Origin of the sequence: Bifidobacterium leontopitheci (assembly GCF_009193355.1) — a bacterium.
Taxonomy (GTDB): domain Bacteria; phylum Actinomycetota; class Actinomycetes; order Actinomycetales; family Bifidobacteriaceae; genus Bifidobacterium; species Bifidobacterium leontopitheci.
The window spans coordinates 1-13,088 of the sequence record NZ_WBVT01000056.1 but is presented as its reverse complement, the minus strand read 5'-3'; the positions used below and the strand labels follow the sequence as shown (position 1 = coordinate 13,088).

The following is a 13,088-nucleotide window of genomic DNA, read 5'->3' as shown; positions in this document are numbered from 1 at the left end:
CATGGCTTGTGTCCTCGCTTCCAATCGCGGTTTTCTATGTTTGGCGACTGAAAATCGTACACAGGACACGGGCCATGTTCTCAACCCAAGCCAGAACCAAAGTGCGCAAAACTTCGGGCGTTATCCGTAGCGTCCCTTCCGAGTACGGTCCGTCATCGTTTCTCGACCGAACGTACTCCTACACCCATTCCGAGTACGTTCGGTTGATTATTTTCAACGGACCGTACCCGTAGCCGCTCCACGAGTACGGTCCGTTGTTATTGCTCAACAAACCGTACCCGTAGCGTCCCTTCCGAGTACGGTCCGTCATCGTTTCTCGACCGAACGTACTCCTACACCCATTCCGAGTACGTTCGGTTGATTATTTTCGACGGACCGTACCCGTAGCCGCTCCACGAGTACGGTCCGTTGTTATTGCTCAACAAACCGTACTCGAAGCGTCCCTTCCGAGTACGGTCCGTCATCGTTTCTCGACCGAACGTACTCGGGCAATACCGCGCAGCCGCTTAGGATTCGCCGCCGGGGGCCATGGGCGGCAGGTGCGAGGGCGCGTAGGCGAGCTGGGCGAGGAACGTGCCGGCGTCGCGGCTGACGATCTGCACGCGGCCGGGCACGAGCGGCTTCGGCTTGGTCTTGCCGATGAGCTGGCCTTCGTTGGGATCGCCGGAGAACAGCATGCCGGTGACGCCGAGGTCCTGGAACGACTGGATGATCGGGTCGTACAGTGAGCGGCTGGCACCGCCGGTGCGCCGCACGATGAACACGTGCAGGCCGATGTCGGACGCCTGCGCGAGCAGCGGGGCGAGCGGCTGCAGCGGGTTGCCGCGCGAGGTGGCGACCAGATCGTAGTCGTCGACGAGCACGTAGGCGTCGGAGCCGGTCCACCACGAGCGGTTGCGCAGCTGTTCGGCGGTCACGTCGGAGCCTGGGATGCGCGAGGCGAGGAACCCGGCGAGCTCGCCCATGGCGGCGCTGGTCTCGTCATGGTTGGTGAGGTACTGGCCGAGGTACTTCTCGCTCACCTCGTCGAGCAGGGCGCGACGGTAGTCGACGAGGAAGATCTTCGCCTTGCCTCCGGTGACGTCGTAATACCGTTCGACTTCGCGGGTGATGAGCCGCAGGAACGAGGATTTGCCGGAGCGCGTGTCGCCGAACGCGTACATGTGCGGCGAACGGCGCGGGTTGAACAGCACGGGCTTGAGGTCGGCTTCGTCCACGCCGAGCACGAACCGGCTGTCGCGGGCGCGTTCGGGCACGGTGGCGAGGAACTGCGCGCGCGACAGGAGCGTGGGCAGCAGGCGCAGCTTGGGTGGTTTGGGGCCTTTCCATGCGGCGTTGACCTTGGCGATGAGGTCCTTGATGCCGTCGGCCAGGGAGTCGGCCTTGTGGTCGCCGTCGATGCGCGGCAAGGCGACGAGGATGTGCCGTTTGCTGGCGGCGAGACCTCGGCCGGGCATGCCTTTGGGGACGGTCATGGCGGTGCGCCGGTCGATTTCGGAGTCGGCCGGGTCGCCGAGCCGCAGCTCGATCTTGGTGCCCATGAGGTCCTTGATGTTGGCGCGCAGGTCCATCCACCGGCTGGTGGAGATGATCACGTGCACGCCGAACGTCAGGCCGCGTGAGACGATGTCGAGCACTTTGGCCTGCAGGTCCTCGTATTCGACCTTGAAGTTCTGCCAGCCGTCGATGAACAGGAACACCTCGCCGTAGCCGTCGTCGGCCTTGCCTTTGGCGCGCAGCTGCCGGTAGGTGCCGATCGAGTCGATCTTGTTGGCTTTGAAGTAGCGTTCGCGGGCGTTGATGATGCTGATGACCTCGGCGAGCATGCGGTTGATGCGCTCGTCGTCGCCGCGCAGCGCGACGCCGGCCATGTGCGCGAGGTCCTCCATGCCGGCGAATGTGCCGCCGCCGAGGTCCATCGCGTAGCACTGCACTTCGAGCGGACTGTGGGTGAGCGCGAGCGAGGCGACCATGGTGCGCATGAACGTGCTTTTGCCGGTGAGCGGACCACCGGCGATGGCCACGTGGCCGCCGGCGCCGGAGAGGTCGAGCCGCATCACGTCGCGCTTCTGCTCCTTGGGCTTGTCTTCGAGCGCGACGGGCACGGACAGGTAGCCGGCCTTGCGTCCCGCGGCAGAGATTAGGCCGTAGCCGGGCACGGTCTTGAGGTCGGGGAAGAACTCGTCGAGCGTGTTCGGCACGTTGAGCGGCGGCAACCACACCTGATGGGCCGGATGCCCGCCGGCGCGACGCATCTGGTCGACGGCGACGTCAAAGTTGGAGGGGTTCGTGTCGGGCTCGCCTTTGGGCGGTCCGGACACGTAGGAGGCGCGGAACCGGATCATCGTGTTCGGGTCGGGCTTGAGGTAGCCGACACCGGGGATGCTGGGCAGCGTGTAGGCGTCGGGCACGCCGAGCACTGCGCGCGATTCGGAGGCCGAGAACGTGCGCAGGCCGATGCGGTACGACAGGTGCGAGTCGAGGCCGCGCAGCTTGCCTTCCTCGAGTCGTTGCGAGGCGATGAGCAGGTGGACTTCGAGGGAGCGGCCGAGTCGGCCGATGTTGACGAACGAGTCGACGATGTCCGGTTTGGCGGCGAGCAGTTCGGAGAACTCGTCGCATACGACGAACAGCGCGGGCAGGGGCTTCAGATCGTTGCGCCCGTTGAGACGCGCCTTCTCGTAGTCCGAGACGTTGGCGAAGTTGCCGGCCTTGCGCAGCAGCTCCTGACGCCGGGTCATCTCACCGGTCAGCGCGTCCTGCATACGGTCGACGAGCGACGCCTCCTCGCCGAGGTTCGTAATGATCGAGGAGATGTGCGGCATGCCTTCCATGCCGGCGAACGTGGCGCCGCCCTTGAAGTCGATGAGCACGAAGTTGAGCTGGTCGGGGCTGTGCGTGAGGGCGAGCGAGAGCACGAGCGTGCGCAGCACCTCGGATTTGCCGGAGCCGGTCGCGCCGACGAGCACGCCGTGTGGTCCCATGCCGTATTGCGCGGACTCCTTGATGTCGAGGTAGGTGGTGCTCGTGTCGGCGTTGAGGCCGATGGGCACGCGCAGCCGGTCCTTGCCGGTCTTGTAGGCCCACAGCCTCGCGAGGTCGATGTGGTGGATGTCGGCGATGCCCAGCAGGTCGGCCAGTTCGGAGGACTTCTTGTGCACGGCCTGCTCGCCCTGCTCCTCCTCGTCGCCTTCCTTGGGCACGGCCTCGAGCCGGGATGCGACGGCCTGCGCCTCCTGCACGCTGATGGTGTCCGGCTCGCAGGTGGCGTACTTGCCGGCGCTGGTGATGAGCTCGATCTGGTTGACCGTGGACGTGCGCACCACGTTGAGGCCCATTTCAATGGAGGACTGCGAGAAGATGACTCGCATGACGTCGTCCTCCTCCAGGTCGCCCCACTCTTCGGGCAGGTCGATCAGGGTGACGCCGTCGAAGCCGTCGCGCCGCACGATGCCCTCGTCTTCGCCGTGCGTCATGTCGTCGGCCGGCACCTCCCCGTCGCGCACGACGAGCCAGTACGGCAGCGTGGACTGGCCATGGCCGGCGGTGAAGCGGCTGCGGTGCAGCGTGTCCTCGCCGATCAGCGCGTTCGCCTCGTCGAGGCTGCCGGCGAGCATGACCCGCCCGTGGCCGGCGGCCGCGTCCTGCTGTTCGTCGCTCCATGCCTGCGGCAGGTCCTCGATCCACCGCCATGCGTGCTGCTGTTCTGGCGCGGCGATGACGAGGATGCGCAGGTATTCCGGCCCATGCCAGACGGCCGCCTGGCACAGCAGCGTGCGGGCGAGGCTCTGCGCCTGGTCGGCGTCGCCGAGGATCTCGACGCGCTTGTATTGGCCGAGCCGGATGGTGCAGGGCATGCCGGTGATGTTCTTGTGGGCCATCATGAACCGGTGTGCGGCCGACGCGGACACGGGGTCGAGCTCGGCGAGCGGCGGCAGTTCGGGCGCTTCGAGCGTGATGCACAGCGGCTCCTCGCGTGAGCCGACGCGCACGGTGAGGAAGTCGTCGTCGGAGGGGATGCGCTCCCATCGGCGGACGCTCTCCTGCGCGATGGCGACGAGCTCGTCCGGCGCGGGCGCGTTCCACAGTTCGGCGCGGCGCTGTTTCTTGGCCGCCGTGCGCACGGTCTTGCGCAGGTCCGCCAGGTAGGCGAGGTATTCGCGACGGGCGGAGTTCAGGTTGGCTTTGCGCTGCGACCGCTGCCGCACCCCGTTGACCAGCACGAAGCCGACGGAGGAGAGCATGAACATGCCGCCTGTGAGGAATCCGGTGATTCCGGAGTTCGACATGACCATCATCACGATGGCGGACACGCTGCCCAGCAGCGGCACGAGCATGGTGACGAGCGTGTTCATGCCGTCGCTGGCTTCCAGCTCGGGCGGCGCCTGCAGCACGACCTTGCCGTGCGGCGCCTTCGGCTGGTCGATGCGGGAGGAAACCTGCGGCTCTGCCTGACTCATCACTTCTTCTCCCTGTTCTTGAGCAAGCTGACGCTTACTGCGGTGTTGCCGAGGAACACGCGCGTGCCGAACGGTATTTCGGTTCGCGCGTGGGGTGCGAGCCGCGTGGTGGCGCCGTCCTCGCCGAACACTTCGCTGCCGTTCGTGCTGCCGAGGTCGGTGACCCACATGCGTCCCGCGGTGATCTCGAGCAACGCGTGGCTGCGTGACATGGTGCCGGTGGTGTCCGGCACGGGGACGAGCACGTCGTTCGGGTCGTCGCTTGCCGGCTTGCGGCCGAGCACGGCACGGCTGGGGATGTCGAGATGGATGCCGCGGCCGTTCTCGAAGTAGATGACGGCGACCTGTTTCGCCGTTCCCGCGGATGGCATATCGGGGGGCGTCCTCACGGCGGCTGCCGGCGAGGGCGGTCCCGGCGTGGGCGCGGCGGGGGTCGGCAGGGACGGAACGGGGGCAGCGGAAGGAGCCGTGGGAAGCGGCATGGGATGAGCGTTCGACGGCGCCGCGCGGTGAGGCGGCCGGGGCGCGGCGGCTCGGCGTGACGCGGCGGGTGAAGCCGGCACGCGCGGAACGGCGGGCGTGCGTGGAGCGGACGCGGACCGGGCGGCCGGCGGCGTTGCGGTCCGGTTGGACGAGCGGGAGCCTTCCGCGGCATGCGGCGTCGGAATCGAGGTCGCGTTGCGGCCGGCGTTGCGGGGCGATACGGCATTGCCCGATCCGTCGGCACCGACCGGCTTTCCGCGGCCATACGAATGGCGGGTATCGTGTGACCGGCCGGTATCGTGCGGCAGTCCAGCAGCAGCCGGCCGGGACGACGACGGAACGACGGGCGCCGCCGCCGGCGGAACCGAAGCGGCTGCAGCGGTCGCCGACGTGAACGGCTGCGGCACGGGCGCCTTCCGGTCGGAAGCCGCCACCGGCAGGATGCTGTCTATCGCATCGCCCATCACCACCTCATCGGATACCGCCGGAACGCCGACGTTGCCGTGTCCCGTCCTGCCGGAAACGCCGTCCGAGGTATTGCCGTTGACGTCACTGTCATAGTCGGCCATGTCGGTGCCGGTGTTGTCGCCGATGCCGTCGGAATCGGATTGCGGGACGACATACCGCACGCGCGCGTCGATGACCGATGTGCCGCTGAATCGGTCCTGAATCCCCCGGTGACGTACCGGATCGGCGGAGGACGTCCATTCGACGGCGACCGCCCCCACCACCGCGAGCGCCGAGGCAACGACCGTCGTCACCGTGCGCGCCAACGCATGCCACGGACCGGGCGGCAGCAGGCCGGCTTTCGCGTCGTCGATGTCGGCAGCCGCCCTGACCACGCGCAATCCCATAATCGCCTTGCCCACGGTGCGACCTCTGCCGGCCTCCCACCCCCATTCGACGGCCATGGCCTGCACCGCGCACACCACCGTGAACGGCAGGCTTCGCCCGCCCAGCAAGAACGCGGCGAGCGTAACCATGGCCACGAACGCGATGTCGATGAGCGTGGCCGCGACGCGCCGTCCTGCCGGGGCATAGCCGAACCCGGCGCCGACGACCGGCTGCGGTTCGACGGACGCCGCAGGACGGGCGGCAGGCTGTGCGGCATAGGCGTAAGCGGTCATGACAGGAACCCCCGAATCAAATCCATGGCGTCCGAGGCAAGGAACGCGGCCGGGCCGGCGAGCGCGATGCTGAGCGAGGTCAGGGCATCGGCGAGACGCGACATCATCAACGACTTGAATCCTTCCGACAACGCCAGTGTCGACGCCACGACGACCATGCCGACGGCGAGCAGGCCGAATGCGAGATACGGCAGCAGCCACCGCCAATCCTCATGCCCGGCGACGGTCGCGAAGGCGAGCGCCACGACGACGATCGCCCCCGCACGCATGAGCATCCGTTCGAACATGCTGTTCGCGGTGCGCGGCCGCAGCAGCAGATAGCAGGCCAGCGCCACCGTGTAGGCGACGAATCCGATGGTTTGCAGAAGGTCCGGCTCGGCAGGCAGGCTCCAGCACAATGCCGCGAGCCCCAAGATCATGAACAGGTGGGCGATGATCAGGCCGAGCGTGTATTCGGCGGTGGCGATGTCCAGGTCCTCGGCGATGTCATGCGTGTGCAGCGGCCGCGAACGTTGCGGAATCGGACCGCGCACGGTCCAGCGATGTGTCATGTAGCGTTGCCATTCGAGCAGGTAGCGGTCCGGGACGCGCAGGATCAGGTTCGCCTGCGCGTGCACAAGCCATATGCCGCACAATGAGCACAGTCCAGCGGCGACGGGCACGGGAACGCCGCCCATCACCACGGCGACGTCGGTGAACGAGACCAGGACGGCCGCGATCAGGCAGAACCGTGCGAGCGTCACGGTCATACGGTAGCCGGACGCATACTGCACGTAGGCGAAGGCGACGATCGCCACGCAGGAGGAGACGAACACGGCGAACGGCATCGGCCGCGCGATGTCCGACTGTTGCATGAACCGGGAGGCCAACGGCCCGAACGCGACCGATGCGGCGATGGTGGTCGCGAACGCGCCGGCGTACTCGGCATGCCGATGCCATGTCGCATGGGCGAGCGAACTCGCGGCCCGGCAGAGGACGGCAAGCAGCACCAGCATCGCGCCGATGGAGAGTAGCACGTCGATGAGCCATGGGTCGACGAACGCATCGCTGCGCCATGACGTGGTGACGGCACGGGACGGACGCGCTTCGGGGCGGGGCAGCGAGAGGAATCCCATCACGGCGAGCGCCACGCAGCTTGCTGCCGCGCAGCCCCATGCCACGGCCGTGTTCACATGGTCCCGTCTATGGGCGTCCGTCGCCATTCTCACACCCCCTCATGGTCGTTTCGGCACATGGTTGTCTATTACGATACTCGCTCACCTCGAGCGGCGCGAACGATGGGCGGCACCGTGAGACACGGATGGACCGGCATGCGCACCCATGCGCGACACGTCACGCGACGATGTAGTTGGCCGAGCGCGGGTCGCCGGGCAGGGGAAACCGCGGGTCGCACTGGTCCGGCCACGCGACAGGCCCACGGTAGGGAGCGAGGATTTCACGCTGGAGCTGGACATAGTAGGCCTTATACGCTTTGAACAACTCCAGTTCCAGCGTGGCAGGCACGCCCATCATGGCATACCGGAAATCGGCGTCCGCATCCGGCAGCTGCTTCCAGTACAGCGAGTTCACCCACACGTGCAGGTACCCGTTCCAGACGATGTAGCCCGGCTTCATGCGAAACGAGTTCATGAGATCGACCATCGCCCGCGACGGGCTGCCATTGTACGGCGGCATGAACGGCGGGTCATCGGTATGGCCGAGCGAACACGTGGAGAACAGGGTGAGGCCGGTGTCCACGGTGATGGGGAACGGGGCGCACAGGATGTCAAGGTCCATGCGCTTGCCGTGCTCGCTTCGATCACCCGTCTGCTTGGGGAACGGTCGCACCGGAGCACAGTACAAACGATTCACGGCGCTCGCCGTGTTCCTGTTGAGCGCATAGCTGTATGCCGACGCCACGATCCAACGGTCACGCCATGCATAGTGCGTCGGACGGCTGATCCTCTCATATTTCCCATACGGACGCAACAGCGTGCTCCCGTCATCCGGAAGCACGGGATTATTCAATCCCGACGCCGCCGTGAACAGCAACGGAATCGGCATGTCGAACTCTTCATGATTGTCGCCGAAATGGTTGCTGCCGTCATCCCATCCGCGGTTCCGCCAATGCAACGGATTCCATGCCGGACGGTTTGCCCGCATATACGCCAGATACCCCATCAGCGGCCAGCATTCCTTCCTTCACACCGAACCAGCATGTATGTCACCTCGTATTAGACGGGTTTGGAATATAGTTCACAGCTCGCGGGTCACCGGGCAGGGGAAAACGCGGGTCGCACTGGTCAGGCCACGCGATAGGCCCACGATACGGCGATGGAATTTCACGCTGCAGCTGAACGTAGTACGCTTTGTACGCTTTGAACAACTCCAGCTCCTCGGAGGCGGGGATACCGCCATACACCTTGTCGTCCACGCTGCCGATCTGCTTCCAGTACATCGAGTTCACCCATACATGCAGGTACCCGTTCCAGACGATGTAGCCCGGTTTCATGCGAAACGAGTTCATGAGATCGACCATCGCCCGCGACGGGCTACCGTTGTAGGGCGGCATGAACGGCGGGTCGTCCGTATGGCCAAGCGAGCATGTGGAGAACAGCGTGAGGCCGGTGTCCACGGTGATGGGGAACGGGGCGCGTAGCACGTCGATGTGGGCGGTCCTCTTGTCCGGCAGTTCGCGTACCGGACGATAGTACGGCATGTAGTCCGGTTGTGTCAGATCATTCTGGGCGCTGGTGTTGGCACAGACAATCCAGCCGTCACGCCAACAGAACCATACGCTCCAGCAGCCCACCTTCCACGGAATCCGCGGATGCAGTATCGTAGCGCCCGTATCCCGTTCCACCGGCGTATCCAACCCGGATGCCGCCGTCCACAGCAATGCCAACGGCATGTCGAACTGTTGCACCGGCCGGGTTCCCGGCCCTTTACGCACGATGCCCGGTATGACGCTGAACTGGCTGTCCAACCAGCCACGGTTCGCCCAATGCAGCGGAGCCACTGTCGGATCATTCGCCTGCCGACTCGCTTTCAGTTTGCCGAACATGACGCATGCTACTTCGTTTCGTGTTCAATTTGCTCATTCAAAGCATCCATTCTCCTCAGCTCTTCGCCCAACTCACTGTGCTCATCTTGACGAGCCAGTTCCATCTCGCGCTTCAGTGCCTTCATGTTTTTGACCATTACAGTGCGCACTTCTCGAGCTTCCGGCGATTTATCGACACCTGACATGATGTCATCCTCCGTCGTCTGCTTCATGTCGATGCGCTGCTGCAAAATCTGCCACGCTTTACCGGATTTCCCGCTACGACGTCTCTCTTCGAGCTGCGAAGATATCCTTTCATTATCTTTTTCTACTTCATCTTTGATCTGAGCCACTTCCGTCCTCATCTTCGATACACTGTCGTTAGCCTGACGAAGATGCTCCATGAAAGCTTCAAATGATGCAGAAGACATTGACGTTCCTTTCGTATTAGAGCCAATTATGACGCAGCTACTGCACGAATGCCTTGCGTCTGATCGGCAAGAGATGTCATGGCTGACGTACATTCGGCGAACTCAGACATGGCTTTTTGCAGCTTCTGGAATGCGTCTATAAGCTTATCCTTGAGTTTCCACGCTTTTCTAACTGTTGCCGCCATATCAAAACCGTCTAGGAACAGCTTTACCGTGTGGAATCCATCCCACCATAGGCTACCGTCCTGAATGAGGTTCATGATGCCTTTAGCCATGCTGATCACCGTATCCAACGTTTCCAGCACAAGCTGAAGCGTGTTCTTTGCCAACTCCGAAAGCCCCTCAAGAGCTTGGGCGAGTTCCTTGCTTGGTGAAACGCCATCACCAAACAATTTGGACACGGTGCCACAACACGTCGCAAAAGCTTCACCAGCTTTCCCTTCCCAAGCACCGTTCTTCGCTTCTTGCGCGCATTCGTCCAAGGTCTTGCTCAACTTGTCCAGCCCCTGAGACAAGGCCTCCCACTGTGCGATTGATTGATCAATCTGCGTCCAGTCTCCGGAAAATGGCTTTCGTATCCACTCATCAATAGGGTTTTTCCATCCGAGCAGCTCACATGCGGTGTCAATCGTCGAAATGACAATATCCAACTGGGCGATACGCGATTGAGCTTTGTCACCAATCCCTGACCACTTTTTGACTGAAGGATGCGCATTTTCAATTAGAGATTTCGCTTCATCCGCGTCAGCCTTTACCGCTTTCCACACAGTAAATCCATGTTGATCGGCATAGTCTACAGCCATATCGCCAAGCTTTTTGCTGATTTTTTTGCCAGATGCACGATCGACTGACCCTAGTCCAACTTTTGCAGAACGGTCGCTGGCCTGGTATTCGGGAGTTACATCCTGAATAATAGAGTATGGGTTACCCGTCACAGCGGTTTTCAGCACAGACGAGTCCTTAATGTCGTCTGTGTCATGAGTGATGATTCTGGGACCGTCATGATCACCCGTCAAATACCACTCATTCGTGTTTTCTGCCATCATGGCATGCATACGCAGCACTGCGTCATTGGTGGGCATTCCTCGTTTCATCGAATCCATGATTCACCGCCTTTCGGGGTCACGGGCTGGGTGGTGTACAGTCTGAGCGAGGGATTGACTCCAGATGACACTATGTCGCCCAAATCGCTATCCGTGTCATCCCATGAGACAATGTCCCGTTCCTCGAACTGCTTGCGCAGTTCCTCGGCGGAGCGCCCAAGAGGATCGTTCTTGGCGATTTCCGCCCAGGCATCATCCAGAGCCTGATCGTCGTCGCCAAAACGGGCTTCCTCTCCATACACGGGTTGTCTGAACCGCTCGTCAACCATCGAGCCTTCCCATTGCCCAGCATCATCGGAAGTGCCGTCATCGGTACCGGCAGCAGTATCGTCGATAGATGCATCGGAGTCATCCTCGACGCGATACGAGAAGTCGGCGTCGCCGTCATGATCGAAGTCAACGGAAACATACTTGCCGTTCTCGTCCTCGCTGAATGAAATCTGCGACTTCTGCCCCTTGTCCACGTGCAGGGTGCTGTCGGCCTTGCCGTCACCGTTCGTGTCGATGTTGAAGTCCCCCGCCTTGTCGCCTTCGGTGACATTGCCCCACTGGCTTGCGCCGGTCCGATCAGGCGTGATGTTGAGCGAGGTCTGACCGTTCTGGCGTGTGGCTTCGGCGTTCAGGTCTACACCGTCCTGCATGGTAATCGAGTAATCGGTCTGGCTGTCGCCATCACTGTCCACATCGATGCGGTTACCGGAATCGTCTGTCATGCCGGTATCCGTATTCGGATTGGGCGGAAGGGGCACCGGCGGAATGGTGGTGCCACCGGTGTTGGTCTGCTGGCTGCTCGTGTCATCGGTGTTGCTGTTATCGGAATTATCGTTATGAGATTCCGTATAGTCGACGTCACCAGGAAGGACATCGTCATCCTGAATAGACTGTCCGGCCTGAATCGTCTGTTCCGTGGCATAGCCGGCATTGACATATCCGTTCGATGTGGCTCCGCTGCTTGAGCCGCCTGAGCCGCCAGTCGACACGTTGACGCTGGGCGCATAACTCGGAGTGTAGCTCGGCGTGTAGTTGTTGGTATTCTGGATGGTCGTCGAACCATCGCTGTTGCCTGAGCCAGTGCCGGTGCTACTTGTGTGGTGAGTGGTGAACTTGTCATTCACGTCATCGATACGCTCTTTGAGCTTGTTGATCTTCTTGACATTCTGCTGTTCCAGCTGGCTCATTGTGGACTCGGCCCTGCTGACCTTCTTTGCCAAGGAGCTGAAAATGGCGGCCATGTTATTGGCGTATCTAACTGTCTGCTGTTTTGCGGAAGCATAGCCATCTGAAAGAAGCCAGTTATAGATAAGCCCGAAATTGGGATTCGGATTATCCTTGATTTTTTTTGCTACATCGGAAAAATCAGAAGAGGCCGCTTTCAATGATTCCGCAATCTTCTTCAGTGACTCCGAATCGTAGTACAGATCCTTGCCCATGCTCGCTCACCCCTTTCCTAAAAGTTGAACATGCCGGCGATGCTGCTGTCGGTCTGCGCGTAGTCGGTTTTGATTTCGTCGGTGGTGGAGCTGATTGCGCTCAGAATCTCCTTGAGCTCGGCCATGCTGACCAACCACTGCGACTGGATGTCGTAATAGGCGAGCTGCGCCTCACCGGACCAACTGTTCAGCAGTCCGTTCACGTCGCTTTGCAACGTGTCCAACGTATTGTCAATGGCGGTGACGCCATCGCTCAACACTTTGACCAATTCGTCCACGTCGGACGGCTTGACCGTGATTGCTGCAGTCATAGCAGTTCGCTCCTTCCTGTTACACTCACGCTACTTGTCGGTTTTCTTGACGCGGTGGCCGGCCATGGCGCCGATGGAGCGGATCTCGATGTCGTCGTCCTCAAGCTTCGGCGCGACGTAACCCATACGCTGTCGCTTGTTCTTGGAATCGTTCGCAGAGCCGGAGCCGGGTGCACCCATCATGCCGGAACGTCCGCTCGACGAGGCTGCGGATTCGGCGGTGGTCGCCTTCAATCCTGCGGCCATGCCGGTTTGTCCGCTGAGGCCGCCGGGAACGATCTGCGCGGAAACCGGCGTGTTCGTGAAGTAGGAGCCGCCACCGAGGCCCGCTGTGACGGAACCGCCGACGCCGGCGCCTGTACCAAGACCGGCGACCGATACGCCGCCGAGACCTGCGGAACCACCCATCGTCGCGGCATAGCCTGCACCGGATCCTGCGGCCAAGCCGCTCAAACCGGCGCCACCGTAAGAACCAGAACCGATGCCGCCAAAGTGCGGCGAGGTGATTGTGGAGCCGGGGATCGAGCCCATGTCGGAGTCGATGTCGATGGTACCGTCGTCCGGATTGTAGGGGTCGTATGGGGTTACATCGGAATGAACTGCACCCCGATTGTTGGACTGCGATAATGCAGATTCGATGATTGGAGGTGCGGTTTCTCATGTGTGGGGATCGCAGGCGTCATTACGACGACGGTTTCATGAGGAAGGTCGCGGACCTGAT

The 13,088-nt window shown here is 62.3% G+C and carries 10 protein-coding genes; all 10 read right to left on the bottom strand.

What is annotated here, in order from left to right:
• Positions 1 to 506 precede the first annotated feature (506 nt).
• Positions 507 to 4,460 carry a type VII secretion protein EccCa gene (eccCa, locus tag F7D09_RS10580; RefSeq protein WP_152235452.1) on the bottom strand — a complete coding sequence of 1,318 codons (3,954 nt, stop codon included), beginning with the start codon at positions 4,458 to 4,460 and terminating at the stop codon, positions 507 to 509.
• On the bottom strand, positions 4,460 to 6,070 hold the full coding sequence (locus F7D09_RS10575; protein WP_152235451.1) for an RDD family protein: 1,611 nt from the start codon (positions 6,068 to 6,070) through the stop codon (positions 4,460 to 4,462). The genes eccCa and F7D09_RS10575 overlap by 1 nt, the downstream gene beginning before the upstream one ends.
• On the bottom strand, positions 6,067 to 7,272 hold the full coding sequence (locus tag F7D09_RS10570; protein ID WP_152235450.1) for a hypothetical protein: 1,206 nt from the start codon (positions 7,270 to 7,272) through the stop codon (positions 6,067 to 6,069). The genes F7D09_RS10575 and F7D09_RS10570 overlap by 4 nt, the downstream gene beginning before the upstream one ends.
• 130 nt (positions 7,273 to 7,402) lie before the next feature.
• A complete protein-coding gene (locus F7D09_RS10565) occupies positions 7,403 to 8,230 on the bottom strand; it encodes a hypothetical protein (protein ID WP_152235449.1) in 828 nt (275 codons plus the stop codon).
• A 43-nt stretch (positions 8,231 to 8,273) separates the two neighbouring features.
• Complete coding sequence (locus F7D09_RS10560; RefSeq protein WP_152235448.1) at positions 8,274 to 9,113, bottom strand: hypothetical protein; 840 nt, start codon at positions 9,111 to 9,113, stop codon at positions 8,274 to 8,276.
• A gap of 8 nt (positions 9,114 to 9,121) precedes the next feature.
• Positions 9,122 to 9,523, bottom strand: a complete 402-nt coding sequence (locus tag F7D09_RS10555) for a hypothetical protein (RefSeq protein WP_152235447.1) — start codon at positions 9,521 to 9,523, stop codon at positions 9,122 to 9,124.
• A 26-nt stretch (positions 9,524 to 9,549) separates the two neighbouring features.
• Complete coding sequence (locus F7D09_RS10550) at positions 9,550 to 10,626, bottom strand: hypothetical protein (protein ID WP_152235446.1); 1,077 nt, start codon at positions 10,624 to 10,626, stop codon at positions 9,550 to 9,552.
• Entirely contained in the window at positions 10,614 to 12,056 is a 1,443-nt protein-coding gene (locus F7D09_RS10545) for a hypothetical protein (protein ID WP_152235445.1), read from the bottom strand. Before F7D09_RS10545 ends, F7D09_RS10550 begins: the two co-directional genes overlap by 13 nt.
• 17 nt (positions 12,057 to 12,073) lie before the next feature.
• Positions 12,074 to 12,367, bottom strand: coding sequence for a WXG100 family type VII secretion target (locus tag F7D09_RS10540; protein ID WP_152235444.1), 294 nt, complete (start codon positions 12,365 to 12,367; stop codon positions 12,074 to 12,076).
• 30 nt (positions 12,368 to 12,397) lie between these two features.
• Complete coding sequence (locus F7D09_RS10535) at positions 12,398 to 12,898, bottom strand: hypothetical protein (protein ID WP_152235443.1); 501 nt, start codon at positions 12,896 to 12,898, stop codon at positions 12,398 to 12,400.
• Positions 12,899 to 13,088 lie beyond the last annotated feature (190 nt).